At 47.4% G+C, this 18125-nt stretch carries 15 protein-coding genes and 1 pseudogene; 9 read left to right on the top strand and 7 right to left on the bottom strand.

What is annotated here, in order from left to right:
* The 6 genes and pseudogenes from ACTIE6_RS26640 to ACTIE6_RS26665 all read left to right on the top strand — a co-directional run.
* Positions 1–214 (top strand): annotated as a pseudogene (locus tag ACTIE6_RS26640) (gephyrin-like molybdotransferase Glp); the annotation flags it as partial.
* Positions 215–241: 27 nt separating this feature from the next.
* Positions 242–481 carry a MoaD/ThiS family protein gene (locus tag ACTIE6_RS26645; RefSeq protein WP_439559525.1) on the top strand — a complete coding sequence of 80 codons (240 nt, stop codon included), beginning with the start codon at positions 242–244 and terminating at the stop codon, positions 479–481.
* An 8-nt stretch (positions 482–489) separates the two neighbouring features.
* Positions 490–939 (top strand): molybdenum cofactor biosynthesis protein MoaE, encoded by a 450-nt coding sequence (locus tag ACTIE6_RS26650; RefSeq protein ID WP_439559526.1) that lies wholly within the window; start codon positions 490–492, stop codon positions 937–939.
* A gap of 191 nt (positions 940–1130) precedes the next feature.
* Positions 1131–2039: a bifunctional molybdenum cofactor biosynthesis protein MoaC/MoaB gene (gene moaCB / locus ACTIE6_RS26655; protein WP_439559527.1), complete on the top strand. Its 909-nt coding sequence runs from the start codon at positions 1131–1133 to the stop codon at positions 2037–2039.
* Positions 2040–2056: 17 nt separating this feature from the next.
* Complete coding sequence (moaA, locus tag ACTIE6_RS26660; RefSeq protein ID WP_439559528.1) at positions 2057–3049, top strand: GTP 3',8-cyclase MoaA; 993 nt, start codon at positions 2057–2059, stop codon at positions 3047–3049.
* A 110-nt stretch (positions 3050–3159) separates the two neighbouring features.
* Positions 3160–3576, top strand: coding sequence for a hypothetical protein (locus ACTIE6_RS26665; protein ID WP_439559529.1), 417 nt, complete (start codon positions 3160–3162; stop codon positions 3574–3576).
* A gap of 56 nt (positions 3577–3632) precedes the next feature.
* Here ACTIE6_RS26665 and ACTIE6_RS26670 read toward each other — a convergent pair whose 3' ends face one another.
* The 5 genes from ACTIE6_RS26670 to ACTIE6_RS26690 form a co-directional block, all read right to left on the bottom strand.
* Positions 3633–4823 carry a glycosyltransferase family 87 protein gene (locus ACTIE6_RS26670; RefSeq protein ID WP_439559530.1) on the bottom strand — a complete coding sequence of 397 codons (1191 nt, stop codon included), beginning with the start codon at positions 4821–4823 and terminating at the stop codon, positions 3633–3635.
* Between the two features lie 10 nt (positions 4824–4833).
* A complete protein-coding gene (locus ACTIE6_RS26675) occupies positions 4834–5760 on the bottom strand; it encodes an alpha/beta hydrolase (protein WP_439559531.1) in 927 nt (308 codons plus the stop codon).
* Positions 5761–5806: 46 nt separating this feature from the next.
* Positions 5807–7111, bottom strand: coding sequence for an exosortase N (gene xrtN, locus ACTIE6_RS26680; protein WP_439559532.1), 1305 nt, complete (start codon positions 7109–7111; stop codon positions 5807–5809).
* Entirely contained in the window at positions 7098–9671 is a 2574-nt protein-coding gene (locus ACTIE6_RS26685) for an XrtN system VIT domain-containing protein (RefSeq protein WP_439559533.1), read from the bottom strand. Before ACTIE6_RS26685 ends, xrtN begins: the two co-directional genes overlap by 14 nt.
* A 136-nt stretch (positions 9672–9807) precedes the next feature.
* Positions 9808–10395, bottom strand: a complete 588-nt coding sequence (locus tag ACTIE6_RS26690; protein ID WP_439559534.1) for a hypothetical protein — start codon at positions 10393–10395, stop codon at positions 9808–9810.
* A gap of 106 nt (positions 10396–10501) precedes the next feature.
* Here ACTIE6_RS26690 and ACTIE6_RS26695 point away from each other — a divergent pair, with 106 nt between their 5' ends.
* Complete coding sequence (locus ACTIE6_RS26695; RefSeq protein WP_439559535.1) at positions 10502–13585, top strand: PVC-type heme-binding CxxCH protein; 3084 nt, start codon at positions 10502–10504, stop codon at positions 13583–13585.
* A 47-nt stretch (positions 13586–13632) separates the two neighbouring features.
* Here the strand turns inward: ACTIE6_RS26695 and ACTIE6_RS26700 are convergent, their stop codons facing one another.
* Entirely contained in the window at positions 13633–13887 is a 255-nt protein-coding gene (locus tag ACTIE6_RS26700; RefSeq protein ID WP_439559536.1) for a hypothetical protein, read from the bottom strand.
* A 94-nt stretch (positions 13888–13981) separates the two neighbouring features.
* Between ACTIE6_RS26700 and ACTIE6_RS26705 the strand changes: the two genes are divergently transcribed.
* Positions 13982–16690 carry a PVC-type heme-binding CxxCH protein gene (locus ACTIE6_RS26705; RefSeq protein ID WP_439559537.1) on the top strand — a complete coding sequence of 903 codons (2709 nt, stop codon included), beginning with the start codon at positions 13982–13984 and terminating at the stop codon, positions 16688–16690.
* A 92-nt stretch (positions 16691–16782) separates the two neighbouring features.
* Positions 16783–17709, top strand: coding sequence for a hydroxypyruvate isomerase family protein (locus tag ACTIE6_RS26710; protein WP_439559538.1), 927 nt, complete (start codon positions 16783–16785; stop codon positions 17707–17709).
* Positions 17710–17808: 99 nt separating this feature from the next.
* Here the strand turns inward: ACTIE6_RS26710 and ACTIE6_RS26715 are convergent.
* A partial coding sequence (locus ACTIE6_RS26715; RefSeq protein ID WP_439559539.1) for a transposase occupies positions 17809–18125 on the bottom strand: 317 nt, incomplete at its 5' end.

An 18125-nucleotide genomic window follows, 5' to 3' on the forward strand; every position in this document is an offset into this window, starting at 1 on the left:
ACAATTACCTGTAAAATATGGATATTCGTTTGACGGCGACCGAGATGAATTCTTAAAAGCTTCCATTGCAGGAGATTATGTAATCGCACTCGACGGACAAGAATCTTTTTCAATCCGTTCTTTCGCCCTTGCTGACGCAATTATATACCTGCCCGTCAGCCAGAACAAGGTAGCGGCAGGGGATTTGGTGGAAGTGCATTTACTTCCGTTTTGATGTTTTAGCAGAGATTTGTGAAGAAACATGGGTTTACACGTGCTTTATTTCGGAATGCTGGCAGAAGTGATCGGACTGGCAGAGGAGAATTGGTTGAACAACGGGCAACTGACGGTCGGAGATTTCCGGGCGCAGGTCATGCAAAAATATCCTGCATTGCAGGGGAAGAAATTTAAGATAGCAGTTAATCAACGTATCATGGAAGATCTGGCGGACATCGCGCCCCAATCAGAAGTTGCGCTTTTACCGCCTTTTGCGGGAGGATAACAGGAGGTATGGAAAAACAACATAAGCCCAGGAAAGTATTTGTAGAAGGGCCCATCAGTCCTGATTTCGTAGCAAAATCCATTGCCAGTCACCAGTCTAAAACGGGTATTGGCGCGCATGCGATTTTCCTCGGACAAATCCGCGCAGATGAGAAAGAGGGTGGCGCAGTGTCGGGTATAGCTTACACTGCATACGAGGAAATGGCCGAACAAACTTTCCATGAAGTCAGAGAAGCAGCATTCGAAAAGTTTGAACTGACTTGTCTGCACATTTACCACAGCTTGGGATTAGTACCAACAGGACAGATCAGCCTCTTCGTATTCGTCTCCTCTCCCCACCGCCGCGCTGCATTCGAAGCATCTGAATACATCGTAGAAGAAATCAAAACCAAAGTCCCCATCTTCGCCAAAGAACTAATCGGAGATGCCGGGGAGTTCGAGTGGAAGAGGAATGTTTAGGGAAGGGAGGATGGAGGTAGGGGAGGAAAAGGAGGATGGAGGAAAGGGAGGAAAGGAATGTCTTGTCACCCTGAGCGCAGTCGAAGGGACATGCACGATTACACTTCGACCGCCCGGTTCGCTCACACTGACAATGCTATTCAATCATTCAATCATTCCCCGCTCCACGGCGGATCATTCAAAATTAAAAAGTGGTCGACATTACAAGTAAAACAAACACCCTCCGTATCGCTAAGGCTCAGGCTGTTGTGCTGGTAAGTAGGGAAGAAACAATTCAGGCGATTGTAAACCGGACTGTGCCGAAAGGGGATGTTTTTGAAATGGCAAAGGCGGCCGGGTTTCTCGCGGTGAAAAAAACGCCTGACCTGCTGCCCGACTGTCACCCGATTCCCATTGAGTACACTGCGGTCAATTATAAGATCGATGGACTGGAAATCAGCATTGAGCTGGTTGTTAAGACGATCTACAAAACTGGTGTCGAGGTAGAGGCAATGCACGGGGCATCGGTTGTGGCGCTGACAATGTACGATATGCTCAAACCGATTGACAAAGGCGTGGAGATCAGCAATATCCGTTTACTTGAAAAGAAAGGCGGAAAAAGTGATCGCAAGGCAGTGCCGGGTGCATTGAAAATTGCGGTTATGGTTTGTTCTGATTCGATCGCTGCCGGAAATGGAGAAGATAAGTCTGGTAAAAAGATCATGGAAAAGCTCGCTACTTGGAAGCTGGAAGCAGCGGATTACGTGGTGGTACCTGATGACAAGCTGACTATTCAGCAGCAGATCCTGCAATGGACGAATACAGGCTACCAGCTGATTCTCATCACAGGCGGAACCGGCTTGTCCCGCCGCGATGTTACACCGGAGGCAGTATCCGAGTTGATTGACCGGGAGATACCCGGAATCGCCGAGGCGGCCCGCAGTTACGGGCAGGAAAGAGTGGCTACCTCCATGCTTTCCAGGTCAGTTGCCGGGTTTTCGGGAGATAGTTTGGTTGTGACAATGCCGGGTAGCACGGGAGGAGTTGCCGAATATATGGACGCATTATTCCCGCATATTTTACATGTTTTCAGCGTTCTCGAAGGTGCCAGGCACGAATAAGGAGTAAATTAGAATTAATGTCAGCACCTATTATAGATACATTCGGGCGTAAACACACTTACCTGCGCATTTCGCTGACGGATAAGTGCAACCTGAGATGTACCTATTGCATGCCGCAGGAAGATATGCAGTTTATGCCTTCCAAGTGGCTGATGCAGGCTGACGAGATCCGTGCTTTGTCAGAGATATTCGTCGAAATGGGGGTTGAGAAAATTCGTCTGACAGGCGGAGAGCCGCTGATCCGGAAAGATGCACAGCAAATTATCAGTAACCTGGGGCAGCTAAACACTTCGCTTACGCTTACAACCAATGCAGTTTTTGCAGATCAGTTTATTCCCACTTTCAAACAGGCGGGTGTACAATCACTCAATGTAAGTCTGGATACTTTGCGGGAAGAGAGGTTCAAAAGCATCACAAAGCGCGACCATTTCGCACTGACACTTTCGCATATCCGCTTATTGCTGAACGAGGGTTTTGTGGTCAAGATCAACATGGTTGTGATGCGGGGTATCAATGAGGACGAAGTCAATGATTTTGTAAGACTAACCCTCGACGAACCCAATCTTCACGTTCGCTTTATTGAGTTTATGCCATTTAAAGGCAATCAATGGGATATGTCGAAGATCGTATCCTATGCGGATTTGCTTACAACGATCGGAAGTGAATTTGACTATCAGCCCATTCAGCCGGAAGCGCACGATACTGCCCGGAGATACCACGTAAATGGTGCCGGCGGGACTTTCGGGATTATCAGTACGGTTACCCACCCATTTTGTGCCGGCTGCAACCGCATTCGCCTGACCGCAGATGGGAAGTTAAAAAACTGCCTTTTCGACACCTCCGAAATGGATTTGCTTACCCCATTGCGCCGCGGTGAAGACGTGCGCGCATTGATCCACCAGCACTTTTATAAAAAGCATTTTGCCCACGGCGGCCACGCTGGCTTTACAGAGCAGCAGGCCAAGACCGACTACGAGCAAAACCGCCAGATGATCGCAATCGGCGGCTGACCATTCAACACGAAATTTCTCCGTTCAAATAACGGGTGCAACATAGCAGGAAGGTTATTCCTCATTGGTGAAACATTCAGATTTTTACCCACAATAACCTTCATTAAGCTATGAAAAACATCATGAAATCCATTGCTGTGGCTGCATTCAGCCTTTTCCTGCTCAATCAGGAAGCACTCGCTATTGACCCTACCGAGGCAAAATCCCAATGCAAGAACAACACCTGTGAGAAGTTCAGAATTGGCATGTACCGGGTGAGGGATACCGAAACGATGAACCTGCTGGTCGAGAAACAAAAAGGGGAAAAGCTCTTTATCCAGGTAATGGATCACCAGGGGAAGGTACTGCACGAAGAAATTGTAGGTAAGTCGGTGATGAAATTTGGCAAAAAACTAAACTTCTCTGAAATGCGCGACGGTACCTACACCCTGGTCGTTTCTGATGAAACCGAGAAAGTTGTCAAAAGTATTTTCCTGTCGACCAACGAAGTGCGTGAAGTTAACAGGCTTTTAGTAGGCTTAAATTAAGGTTCAGTAAGGTGCGTTGCAGGATCTGGCCGCAGGATCTCTGTAACGCCCTTTTTTCATTGAGTACTTTCTGTTGCTTCAAAATGTCGCGGCAGCAGCTTGCCGGCAGTGAGATCGAAAAGCAATTTAGCCCAGATCAATATACAGGGAACCGCCTTCACCACATAAGGCTTCATCCATTCATTCCGGATGTATTTTGGGAAAAGATCCGTAGGCGACAGGATCGTAAACACCAGTGCCAGGATCAGCAAAATGTAATTAAGCTTGTTCGGAAGCTGGCTATAATACCATAATGCAACACCTGTTATGGCGATGATAAAGGTGGGCGACTCGGCCCGGTGGTTGAAAATCACCACCCATATCAGCACAGAAGCGAGCATTAAAATCCGGAAAGTGAAATTGGAATACGCATTGATCCGCAATAGGGGAATGCAGAAAAGTACCGCACCGGCAACACTCACGTAGGTTTTGTTTAATGTTAAACCAAACCAGGTACGCAGCCAGCCGATCACCGAAATTCCATCAGAAATGGAATGGTCGTTACTCAGCAGGTTTCCCCAACTTTTATACAGAAATATAAACTGATCCATATCCACCATGACCAGCGGGAATACTGTAAAAATCACAACCCAGAAGGCTGTGGTGTAGGTGAGCTTCAATTTGTCGGGATAAAGCAGGTAAAGCGCAAGTCCGACAATCCCGAAAAGTTTGATATAAACTGTGGATACCAGGCAAAAGGAAGCCAGCCAGTATTTCCTGCGTTCAAGCGCGCCGAATGTGAAAAGCAGCAGCCCCGCGATCAATGCATTACTCTGCTCGTTTTGTTCCGCGGTGAGCATTTCAACGGCAACAAAAACAAGGATCAAACCTTTGGTGCGAAGGTCGATTTTTTGTAAATAATACACTGAATACAGCAGTACTACCACATTCAGGATATTCCAGAGCGAGAGGCCCAGCACATCGGGGAGCACGGCGAAAACGCCAAAGAGGAGTGCAAAAGTCGGGCTGTATTTGAACAGATCGCCCTGCTCTTCCACATAATCAATGTACAGGTCTTTCCCCTCGATAAAATGGAAGAAAGACTGCTTGAATATAATATAGTTATTATAGGTAGTGTACAGCCTGCCGCCTTCCACAAAGCTTTTCATCGGCGACAGGTACGATTGCAGACTTGCAAAAACAGCTATTCCCAGAAACAGGAACAACAGATATTTTTGATTTACCAGAAAACGGTTTAATGCGGTCATTTGTGTTCAGCTACTTCATATACCCCATTGCTTTGAGCCAGCCTTCCATAGCGGCTGGCCAGTTGGCAAGCGAGCCTTTTCCTTCCGTGCGCATCCCGTAACCGTGACCGCCTTTTGGATATAAGTGCATTTCTGCGGGTATTTTCTTCTTTTTCAATGCAAGATAATACTCAATGCTGTTTTCAACGGGCACGCCGGTATCGTCCATGGCATGCACAAGAAATGCCGGCGGCGTTTGTTCGCTCACCTGCAACTCGTTGCTATAATATTTGATCAGCTCTTCTGATTTTTCCGGTCCCAGCAAATTGTCACGTGAGCCACCGTGCGCCAGTGCTGGCTGAAAAGAAATGACCGGGTAGAGCAGAATGGAGAAATCAGGCTTTGCGGAGGGAGAAGCTTTTGGTCCCATATTGTGGTGGGTCGACAAAGTCGCAGCAAGGTGGCCACCGGCTGAAAAGCCCATTACGCCAATCTTGCCTTTGTCGATATTCCATTTTCCTGAATTCTCCCGGATTATTTTCATGGCCTGCATGGCGTCCATTAGAGGAACTTCGTGCTGGTGTTCCATTGCTTTTTCATTGGGTAGCCTGTATTTCAATACAAATGCGGAGATACCCCGGTCGTTAAACCATTTTGCAAAGTCGCTGCCCTCGTGGGAAGCGGCCAGGATCCCGTAACCACCGCCTGGACAGATCATCACAGCTGCGCCGGTCGCTTTGTCTTTCGGAGCAATGTAAGCAGTGATCGTCGGAACGGTAACGCCGCTGATTCTGAGGATACCTTGTGCATCTGTCTCGGATTTTTCCTGAATGCTGCTGCTTTTGAAATTAGGTACCTTGCCTTCCGGCCAAAGGTTAATGGTTTCTGTTTGTGCCATAACAGGGTAAAAAAGTAAGGTAAGGCTCCAAGCCGAAAGAATCCGTGCGATCGTTTTCATGGGTTCAAATTTTCATCGAAAAGGCTGCGGTAGGCGCAATATACCCTCAAATGGTCTTCAACCACGTGCGCACTGCCAAATTTAAGTCCTGCTCACTTTCAGCAGTGACGTTAATCAGCCGAAAATTACCTTCGCCCCGCATTGCTTTCCAGCGCCAGTCGAGCTGACTGATGGTAATATGACGATCACTCGAAAACCACCAGGCAGTCTGCAAATGATCACTTCCTTTCCTGAGTGTGCCTACGTAAATTTTCTGATTTCCAAAGTACTTCTCCCGGATAGAGGCGAGTTCGTAACCCGAGCCGGTCCAACAAATAGCGGGGTTGTGTTCGGTTGTGAAAAATGCGGCAATGGGCTTGATGTAAATAAGTGCCTGCTCGCTCTTGCATTGGATCACCCCATTTTTCATCAAATCCGTTTTGTAAGCCGGTGGGATACTAACCGCCGCTGCTTTCACATTTGCAGAAACAGGTGGTTTGTGGAAAACACAATACATGCAACAGACCAATACAGCCAAATGGACAATTAGGAGTTTTCCGGCAGGTTCCCATTCCGGCCGCGCGCCCTGGCAGGTAGTTGTACCGTAATTTAAATGCAGGTACCTGATCAGAAACGAAAGCGGAACCCAAACGTAAACAAGCAAACATATTATGCCCGCCCAATCATGCAGCGGGTTTTCGGGACTGATATGAAAAGCCACCAATGTTACGATCCGGATCAGATTGCTGAAAATGTTGAGCACAAAGGCAGCGATCAGAATCGCTAGTTGCAGAGCTGGTATTACTGTTTTTTGCGTTTTACGTTGCTCGTGCGCGATCAGAAAAATGCCGGCAAGAAGTGAAAAGCCTGTCGTCTGAAGTCCCATACAAGCCGGGTCAACCGAGAATCCTGCGCCATTCATCTCAATGATGTTTCCTGAGACAGTAACTGGTATGTTCCCTGCCTGCATCATAGCAGCCGCCCATTCGCTCAGTTTCAGGCGGATCGGAAATGTGAAAACTTCGGAAACGTACTTGAAAAGTGGTGAGATAATCACAAGCAAAGCGACGAGCAACAGGCTGATCTTTCCGTAAAAGTGCCGGACTACAAACAAAGCAGCGGATACCAGCAGTAAATACCGGAAAGTCTGTTCGTTCCTGAAAAAGCAGGTGAGGATCAATGCGGCAACCAGCAAGCCGAGGAAAATACTTCTACCAGGCGCTCTTTTATTTTGTAAAACAAATGGGATTAATCCCGCGCCAATCAGGCTGGTTGCGTCCGCCTGCAGGTAGCCCCTCGCAAGTAAGTACGCAAATAACATCACGTATGCAGCGAGAATAAATAGGGGTAGGTGCCTCTTACCAACGTGCATAGTTCCTGAATGTATAATAGGTGACCAGCAATGCAAACAGGATAATCAGGGCCCATTCGTGTGGCTCCGGTACTGCACCCGAAGATCTCAGCGCAGCATTGTCCAGGCTCTTCTTGCTTTTTCTGATATCAAAGCGGTCATAGTCTTTTTGACTTTCCAGCACAATCAAGCTGGAAATGGGAGAGACGATATACGCCTGATCTGCTTCTTGAACCAATGCAGCTACCTTTGCAGAATCTTGCTGATAATGACCGTTGAGGTAAGTCCGGCCGATTTGCTGCATGATGTGGTTGTAAGCATATAAGCGAAGCAGGTGGTCAGGCGCGGTATCTTGCACCGGCTCGTCGCTTTCAACAATGATCATTCCGGAGTTCCCGATTTTTAATGCAGCCTGGTCAGACTCAGGATCTGCCGGAAACTGCTTTGATGCCAGCATTCTCTCAATTACCGCCAGGCTTGCTTGCTCGTTTCTGATCATTCGCAGCTCCTGCATTGTTTTGAGGTATGGAGAAAGTTCTTCGCCCAAATTAAAGGTGCGAAGCCTGACGGACTGAGTATCGCTGGCAATGGATTTTGAAAATCCACTTCCTGCAAGATCTTTCAGGTTAGGCGAATTTCCATCGCTTTTGGTGACCAAAAGTGCATGATGCCGGTTTTTAATGAGGTGAATAGGGAAAAGAGAGTAGTTGCGCGTCGCGCATTTTTCATAGACATTATTGCTGTTTTCGGCTGTAAGTGGCTCCATTTGGTTGTTAAAAACATACACCGGCTTTCCATTGGTCAGTTCCAGGACTTTGTCAAACTCGGCTTTGGACCAGGCTTTGTTGATATCCAGGTAAATGGCAGCAGGTGTGAAAACTTCCGTTACAACCTGAACAGGAACCGCCTTGTATGATTTTCCATTGAACTGGAACACTGTCTTCGACAAAGGCGGCGCGGCGAACCTGACTTTCCACACAGGCTGGTATTTTCCATTGAAAACAACATTCTTCGGATCTTTCATCTGTGTTTTAAAAGGCAAGTGAATGTCGCCCGGTTCATCGGAGAAGTTCAGCGATAAAAGCTCTGACGCACGCTCGGCAGTCGGACCTTCAAACCAGATATTTTCGTAAACCAGCTGATTTGCTTCTGATGCAAGTGGCGAGGTAATACCGATTTTAAACCTCCGGTTTTCAACACTTGTACATGGAAAAACTTTCAATTTTACCGTATTACCTTCCTGCCAATGCGCCACAGAAGGATCACGTGTTTCTATTCCCACGATGGTATTATAGGCCAAATCAGCTTTCTTCTGGGTGGTCAGGTGACTTTTTTGCTCCACGCCATTGATCCATAATGAAAGCGAGCTCACTACTGAACCTTCCGGCAGGTGAAAGGTGAATAGTGCTTCTTCCTGCTGGAATTTGGAGGATGCATTGCTTTGAATGCTGATCGTCTTCTCGGTATAGGCAAGCCGGAATTCCTGGTACAATCGCACATTGGTATGCACACGGGCTGTCACCAGATCGCTGCCCGACCATAATCTTTCCTGGGTAAAATGCCTGGTGCCATATAAAACATCGAGTAAGCTGACCCTTTCTTTTTGGCTCAGGTCGGGTTTGGTTGTGAAAAGCGAAGCGATCAATACGAGCGGATCGTGTTTTGACAACATTTCCATGTTTAGCGTATTTGGCATAATACTTGAAAAATCACCTGATATCTGGTACACCAGGCCGCCCATTATGATTTGTTTAGAAATCCGGTCCGTATCAATAACCTGCCCCAGTGAGACCCATTTTGGCAAATCACTATCGCCGCGGATTGAGTTTTCGATAATCTGGTTCCGGATCTTCTCGTTCAGTGTATTCCAACGAATGCAGTGTCCTGCTACAAAAAGCAATGGAATGATCAGGCCAGCCAAAATCGGCAACCGGTAGCTGTTCCACGCTGCATGCAGGAGCCTGATATGCGAAATCGCAAGCAGGAGCGGGATGAAAGCATGAGCTGATAAACCCAGAAAAACCAGAAAGAGCAGACCGGCCAAATAAATTCTGTATAGGTAAATAGCGTAGTAGCACCACAGAACTGCTGCTACTGCAAGAAGGAAGAATAAGGTGCTTCTGAGAAATGCAGGGAGCGCCTTTTCCCAGGTATAACAAATGCCGCCGAATGCAGAAATGACGATTAGTACACTCAGCCAGTCCGCAGACTCATTGAAAATGGGCATGGCGCGGTTGAATGTAAAACAGCTGACCAGCCAAACATAACCCAGCACCAGCCGGTGCGGCAGATACTCCGCGGGCTGTTTTTTCCAAATGAACCGCACTTTGCCTTTCGCTAATAGCATCACCAGATACACCACAGAAACCGCAAACGGAAGAATGAATGAGCCCGGCAATACATCATTGAAAAACACACCTTTTTGTGAGAGCAGGAGCGCGGCAGCGTTTAGCGCGAGGCAACCTAATCCGATAAAGTAGTCGAAGTCGGCTGCCGGGTATGCATTCGTAAGCGCTTCATGGGGCATGTCGGTTTCGTAAACTTCCGGGATTTCAGGCGTTCTGGTAGGTGTATTTTTCATAGGTTGTTGTTTTGAAAAGTACTTTGGATTGCAAAGTAAAATTTTAAAATGGATTAAACCTATCACCTGTCGAGATAAAATTTATACTAATGCAAATTGCTCAGCAAAAGAAATCGATAGAATAATTGCTTTCCGCTCAGGGTTTTGCCGGATTGATCATAATATGTGCGCGGTGCGTGCCTGGATCCATGATCCATGGCATTCCGGGTACATCGGGTTTCAATGGAAGACCGGTACTTTCCGCAGTAGCAAACGGAATATAGACCACGTAACGCAGGTAGCCATTTTTCAGATTTCCCGTAGCAGCATCGTAATTATCCATTGTTCCTGATAGTACGAACAGTGTGGAAGATTGCTTGGGCATGCGCAGTTTTCCATCTTTTGCTTCTTTCTCCCGCGTATTAAATATTTCTTTCGCGTTTTTACCTTCCTTTGTCAAAACCCGCCCGCGTTCCATGAATGGTTCCAGGTCAGCGTGGTAGCAAGAAACACCAATATCAGCCTTTTTGGGATCGTCAGCCAGGCAGACGTAATCGTTTGTTCCCTCGCGAAGTACAGTAAATGTCCCGTCAGCCGAATAGCCGTAAACCTTTGCGCCCGCCTGCTTTTCCGAGGGTGCGGCGAGCACAGCGGTCTTGATCTGAATGTCAGGTGAAGGAATTTTTTGGGCTGCTGCAGGTAGTGCCAGAGCAGCCGCGATCATGGAAAAAAAAGTCTTGTTCATGATAGTAAATGACAGGTGGATTGTCTCTTATACTCTAAAAATAGTAATCTTTAATGTAAGGATCACACAACAGGGTCCGGCTTTCGGATCCCCACGATTTCACCCCATGAACTTAAAAAAATCCCTGATACTATTTCCGGCAGTTTGCCTGCTGGCTGGTCTGACCATCGCTACTTACCAGCGATCTAATCCCAGTACGTTACAGAGCGCCACGCTCGATAGTCTTTATAAAGATCTTACGGAAACGCAAAAACGGTCGCCTAAATACGCTGTGGCTGGTTTGCAGGTAACCAATGGACTGGAAGCTACCTTGTTCGCGTCCGAGCCGATGATCACCAATCCGACCAATATTGATGTCGACGAGCTGGGCAGGGTTTGGATTTGCGAGGCTTACAACTACCGTCCCGCGATCAATGGAAATCCGACCAAGAATGAGGGCGACAGGATTATGGTTTTGGAAGATACTGACGGAGACGGGAAATCAGACAAAAGCACTGTTTTCTATCAGGGCAAAGAAATCAATGCGCCGCTGGGAGTTTGGGTAATGGGCAATAAAGTGGTGGTTTCACAAAGTCCGTACGTGTGGCTTTTTACAGATGAAAATGGTGATTTAAAGGCCGATAAAAAAGAAGTGCTTTTTGAAGGAGTAGGGGGCGAGCAGCACGATCACGGTATGCACGCATTCGTTTTTGCGCCGGACGGAAAGTTGTATTTCAATTTTGGAAATGAAGGCGGTCAGTTGCTCGACGGCAAAGGAAAGCCTATTGTCGATAAAGACGGGAAGGAAATTGATTTCAAAAAGTTGAAGCAGGGAATGGTCTTTCGCTGCGATCCCGATTTTACCAATATTGAAGTTTTGGGAAATAATTTCAGGAATAATTATGAGGTGGCGGTTGATAGTTACGGTACAATGTGGCAGTCTGACAACGACGATGACGGAAATAAAGGTGTCCGGATCAACTATGTCATGCAATACGGAAATTACGGCTACACCGACGAAATGACCGGCGCGGGCTGGCGTGCCAACCGCACCAACATGGAAGACTCCATTCCGTACCGCCACTGGCATTTGAATGATCCGGGCGTAGTTCCAAACCTGCTGCAAACAGGCTCTGGCTCGCCTACCGGAATGGTGGTTTATGAAGGCAAGCTACTGCCAAAAGAATTTTATGGTCAGATGATCCACTGCGAGCCGGGGCATAATGTATTGCGCTCGTACCCGGTTGAAAAATCAGGCGCGGGTTATACAGCTAAAATTGTAAATATCGTCGATGGGAAAAGAGATCAATGGTTCCGCCCAAGTGACGTTTGCGTGGCTCCCGACGGATCTTTGATCGTCTCCGACTGGTACGATCCGGGCGTGGGTGGGCACCAGGCCGGTGACCAGCAGCGCGGCAGGATTTACCGCATTGCGCCGGCAAACACACCTTATCGCATTAAAAAAGCAGATTTTACAACCGCAGTCGGCGCAGTAGAAGCATTGCAAAGTCCCAACCTTTCGGTTCGGTTCTTAGCATGGAATGCATTGGAAAAAATGCAGGCGCAGGCAGTTTCTGCTTTGGAAAAGTTATTTAAAGACAAAAAAGCAGATTACAGGATGCGTGCGCGGGCACTTTGGATTTTGAGTAAATGGCCTGCTGCAAGCAAGAAGAATATTGATCTGGCGGTTAAGGATCTGAACCCCGATATGCGTATTGCAGGCTTGCGGGCGGCAAGTGAAGTGAAAGGCACTGATGTGACAGGGTATATCAGGATTTTAGCAAAAGACAAAGACGCACAGGTTCGAAGAGAATGCGCATTGATTTTACACAATAATACAAACCCCCAATCCGCTGAACTCTGGGCTGAACTGGCAAAGCAATACGATGGAAAGGACCGGTGGTACCTGGAAGCATTGGGTATCGGGGCAGATGGACAGTGGGACAGCTTTTTCAATGCGTGGAAAGCCAAAGCGGGTACAAACCCGATCGCAACCCAGGCAGGAAAAGATATCGTATGGCGGTCGCGCGGGAAAGAATCTCTGCCGCTGCTCGCTTCACTCGCAGGTGATCCGAATGTGGATCTGAAAAGCAGGCTGCGTTACTTCCGTGCATTCGATTTCAATGAGGCGCCGAATGAAAAATCGCTGACATTGCTGAAAATCATGAAAGGATCAGGGGCGGATCAGGAAAAGGTAAATGAGCTCGCATTGCGGCACCTTGACCCTGCTTTTGTAAAACAAAATACGGAAGCAATGGCGGCATTGAAGAAAATGCTGGATACTTCTTACGGTACCCCAGCCTATCTTGAACTGGTAACAAAATACGAGTTAGCTTCTGAAAACCAGCGCTTAATGGATATGGCGGTGAGTCAGTCGGCAACGAGGAATGGGGCAGCTGCAGCGACGCAATTAATGAAGCAGGGCGGCGCGGATCTGGTTTGGAATACGATTAAAGGTGGGGATAATGCAAAAAGCGAGCAGATCCTTGCTGCACTTAAATCCGGGGGTGGAAAGGAGACGCTTGAAATTTTGAAGAAGGTCGCTACTGACGAAAAATATCCGCTATCGCAGCGCATTGTGGCGGCGAAGTCGCTGGGCGGCACGATGAGCGGGGAAGATGAAGTTCTTGAATTGCTGAAAAAGGGTAAGCTGGAAGGTGAAGTAAAAGTTGCAGCTGTAAAAGGACTCAGCGGCGCGTGGCGGAAATCGGTGAAAACGGAAGCAGCAAAGTACATGGAAGGCAGTGCAGTAGCCGCACGCAAGCACCCTGAAACAAAGGAACTGATCGCATTGAAAGGCGACGCTGCAAAGGGTAAGCAGGTTTTTACTAATTACTGCTCGGTATGCCACCAGGTGAATGGGGAGGGTATGGATTTTGGTCCGAAACTATCCGAGATAGGAAGCAAGTTGCCGAAGGAAGCACAGTATGCGGCGATATTCGAGCCGAGCGCAGGTATCGGATTTGGCTATGAAGGTTTTGAAGTGACTTTCAAAGATGGATCTGTGGTAACGGGGATTGTAGCGAGCAAAACGGAAACCGACTTGATCCTAAAATTCCCGGGCGGATCGACACAGGAATATAAAATGTCGAAAGTGAAATCCATCAAACAGCTCAAAGATTCCATGATGCCGGCTGGTCTGCAGGACGCAATGACCACCGACGAGTTGGTGAGTTTAGTGGATTATCTGAGTGGGTTGAAGAAGAAATAGGCACGGAGTGCGAAACTTGGAATAATGGAATCTATTTCAGAGATCTCTTACTCTGCGATAAGTTCAGCCGCTTTTTGACGAGATTCCCGGGCTTTTAGCATTATTTCATCACCTTTGGCAATTATTACTTTTCTAATCTCCAAACGCTCGCTTTCCGTTGCTATCGGAAAATAGTCAAGGCAAGCTTTGCTTGCTGCTTCATAATCTTCCAGGCTGCTTGCCTCGCTTAATCTTTCAAACAGATCTTTCATTAAGTTAATATTAAAGTTAAATCGTTTTTGATATAACAAAATACTTTCCATTTTAACAGCCCATGTTCAAAACTTCTCTTCCTTATTCAGGAAACATCAGGTATTTTTAAATGTTTTTTGAGAGTCTGAATTATCCGAGGTCGTTTTGAAACCATTCCATTCTTTTAAGTCTGCATTCCTTTTTACCGTAGTTACATTCCTCCTTCCTGCTTACGGTTTTTGTCAAGTTGCCGATTCAACAACGGTTGATTCCGTAGCTATTATCAGTCCCGATAGTGCGTATGCATTGCTTTCTGAACCTGAAAAAAGGTTTTCCAGAAATGCAGTGGCGGGGCTCAAAGTCGCTGACGGATTGGAGGCAACACTCTTTTCATCGGAGCCGAATGTGATTAATCCCATTAATATCGATGTGGACCACCGCGGCAGGGTGTGGGTTTGTGAAGCTTACAATTACCGACCTGCTGTAAATGGAAAGTCGGAGCTTGGTATGGGCGACCGGATCATGATTTTGGAAGATAAAGATGGTGATGGTAAAGCAGATGTTACCAAAGTGTTTTACCAGGGGCCGGAGATCAATGCGCCGCTGGGGATTTGGGTTATGGGCAATAAGGCAATCGTGTCGCAAAGTCCGTACGTGTGGCTTTTTACAGATACCAACGGTGACGATAAGGCTGATACCAAAGAAATTTTGTTCAAAGGAATAGGAGGTGCCCAGAGTGACGCAGGTGTACATGCATTTGTTTTCGGGCCCGATGGTAAGTTTTACTTCAATTTTGGAAATGCAGGCAGGCAGCTCGTGGACGGGCAGGACAGGCCGCTGCTGGATAAATATGAAAGACCCATTGATTTTCGCCAGTTCAAACAAGGGGTGGTTTTTCGCTGTGAGCAGGATTTTACCAAAGTGGAAATCATGGCGGAGAACTTCCGCAACGGTTTCGAAGTAGCAGTGGATAGTTACGGGACGATGTGGCAGTCGGACCAGGAAGAGCCTGGAAATGGCGGCGACCGGGTTTCTTATGTAATGGAAAATGGCAATTTCGGGTATATAGATGAAATGACGGGCGCAAGCTGGCGGCTTAACCGCACGAACCTGGAAGACGAAGTGCCGCGTCGTCACTGGCACCAGAATGATCCGGGCGTAATACCCAATCTGCTTGAAACAGGTTCAGGCTTTCCGATGGGAATGACCATTTACGAAGGAGAGCTATTGCCAAGGCGCTATTGGGACCAGATCCTGCTCGCCGATGCCGGCCAGCGTTATGTAAGTGCGTTTCCGGTGGAAAATGATGGAGCAGGATATAAGTCAAAAGGAATGGATCCGATCGTGGAAGGTACCCGCGATAAATGGTTCAGGCCAACGGACGTTTGCGTTGCGCCCGATGGTTCGCTGATCATTTCTGACTGGTATGATCCCGTTATCGGTTCCAATAAAATGAAAGACAGAAGCCGGGGACGGATTTTCAGGATCGCGCCACAGGGTACACCTTATACTACACCCGTTTTTGATCTGAGCAAACCGGAAGAAGCAGTGAAGGCGCTTCAAAGTCCTAACCTGTCGATGCGTTACCTCGCCTGGAATGCGTGTGTGAAACACGGCTGGGCTGCGGAGCCTTATCTGGAAGAACTGTTTAATCAATATAATGCAAATCCAAAGCTGCGCGCACGTGCGTTGTGGGTCTTGAACCGGATCGAAGGTTTTAATTACAGAAGTCTGGATATAGGGTTCCGCCATTTAAACCCGAATATCAGAATAACCGCATTGCGGGCAGTGAGGCAGCGCAACAGCGATCCAACAGAGTATATCAAGCGACTTACCTCTGATCCTGATCCCCAGGTGCGAAGGGAATGCGCACTGGCAATCAACCATAACCATACTTATGAAGCTTTGGATGTCTGGTTGCATTTTGAGATACAGTATAAAGGAAATGACCGCTGGACTGTGGAGGCTTTAAGTATTGGTGCATTCGACCAGTGGGAGCGGATTTTTCCGGCCTGGCTCGAAAGACAAAAAGGAAAGTCAACTGCGACCGACGCGGGAAAAGATATTGTCTGGCTGGCACGCACGCGCCAGGCGATTCCGTACCTCACCGAGGCTGCTGCGGATACTTCTGTTGCTTTCAAAAGCCGGTTAAGGTATTTCCGTGCATTTGACTTTTTCCGGGCGGGTTATGAAAAATCCCAAGCTTTGCTGAATGTACTCACGGTACCTTCCAGCGACCGCATTGAAGTGAGCAAGCTGGCATTGCTGCACTTGGACAAATCTTTCGTAACCAACTCACAGCAAGGATTAACTGCACTCAACAAGCTCTTGGACGAAACCTACGGGACCGAGCACTACATTGATCTGATGACGCGGTACGAACTGGAATCTGAGAATGACAGGCTGCTTAAAATGGCTGTTGACAAATCGAACGAAGTACTGGGAAGAGATGCAGGCGCATTGCTGCTTGAACAGGCGGGTATCAGCTACGTAAATGAAAAACTGGCTGCTATGAACGACGCGCGGAAAATCGCATTGCTGGCTTCGTTTCAGACGGTCGGCAGCAGTGAATCCGTGTATCTGCTGAGATCTATGGCGGTTGATCCGAATGAATCGGCGCAGGTGCGTGAGAATGCAGCCAAATTCCTGGGTGCGAGCTGGCCGGGTGAAGAGGCGGTTGTGAAGCTGCTGAATGAAGACAGGCTTGCAGGAGGTGTAAAAGAAGCTGCGCTAGATGGTGTAAGAAATGCATTCAGGGAGGAAATCAAGGCGCAGCTTGCTCCTTATTTCCCCAAGCCGAAAGTAGAAGAAGCAGAGGCGGCACCTGCCAAACCGGCTTCGAAAAAAGAGCGCCGACGTCGTCGCAGATCTTAGTCTAAAAACGCTTTTACAAAATAATGGAGGCAGTTTTGAGGTAAATTGTCTTTTCCAATTTCTTTACATCCTAAACATAACTAACGAAAAATATGCTTCGTAGAAATTTTGTAAAATCTACATTAGGTCTGGCAGGTGCCGCTGTTGCAGCTCAAAATGCATTTGCCGGTTCAACTGCGCCCACTGCCAAAAACCAGTTCAAGCTTAAATACGCACCGCATTTTGGAATGTTCCAGAACAAAGCTGGAAAAGATGTGATTGATCAGCTGAAATTTATGGCTGATAATGGATTTATGGCACTGGAAGATAATGGTATGATGGGCAGACCAGTGCAGGAGCAAGAGAAAATCGCGAAGGAGATGAACCGCTTGGGTATGCAAATGGGCGTTTTTGTGGTTGACAAAGGCGGCAACGGAGCGAACACGCTGGCAGCAGGAAAGCAGGAGTATATTGATATTTTCCTGAATGGATGTAAAAAAGCGGTTGAAGTTGCCAAGCGCGTCAATGCAAAATGGATGACGGTAGTGCCTGGCGATTTTGAAAGAAACCTGCCAATCGGCGTACAAACCGGCAATGTGATAGATGCATTACGCCGCGGCGCAGAGATACTGGAACCACACGGACTAGTGATGGTTTTAGAGCCGCTCAGCGACTCGCCAAATTTATTCCTTCGCACCTCCGAGCAGACTTACGAAATCTGCCGCGGTGTTAACAGCAAATCCTGCAAGATACTGTACGACATCTACCACATGCAGAAAAACGAAGGCCGCCTGATTTACAACATTGATAAAACATGGAGTGAAATCGATTACTTCCAGATCGGGGACGAACCAGGCAGAAAAGAGCCAACTACGGGTGAGATCAACTACAAAAACATCTTCAAATACATCTACGACCGCAGCAAGAAGGAAAATAAATCTTTCATCATGGGAATGGAGCACGGTAACTCCAAAGCCGGAGCAGAAGGCGAAGACGCGCTGATTAAGGCGTATGTGGAGAGTGATGCGTTTGTGGTTTAGGGGACTTCGGCTTTCGGCCGAGAGCTGTCGGCTTTTATAGCTTTGTAAGTTTAAGCTTAGAAGCTTGTCACCCTGTTAAAACATTTGTCACCCTGATTTCTATGATAAAACCAAGTGATCGTTATAGGTTGCTTGGTTTTTTATTAGGGCAAAGATGATGTGGACGATTTTGTTTCTGACTGCATTTAGGACCGACATTTTGTTCTTGCCTTCGGCTACTTTTCTTAGGTAGTAGGTTCTTAGTTTGTTATCGAACCTGATGGCACTCATAGCTGCCAGATGCAGAATGCTTTTCATACTTTTATCGGCATAGATTGATACCTTGGGCTGCTTTCGGATCGAAGTTCCCGACTGATGATCGAAAGGTACAATGCCACAATAACAAGCCATTTTTCGCGGTTCGGTAATCGTTGTAA

Origin of the sequence: Dyadobacter sp. (assembly GCF_051859145.1) — a bacterium.
GTDB lineage: Bacteria > Bacteroidota > Bacteroidia > Cytophagales > Spirosomataceae > Dyadobacter.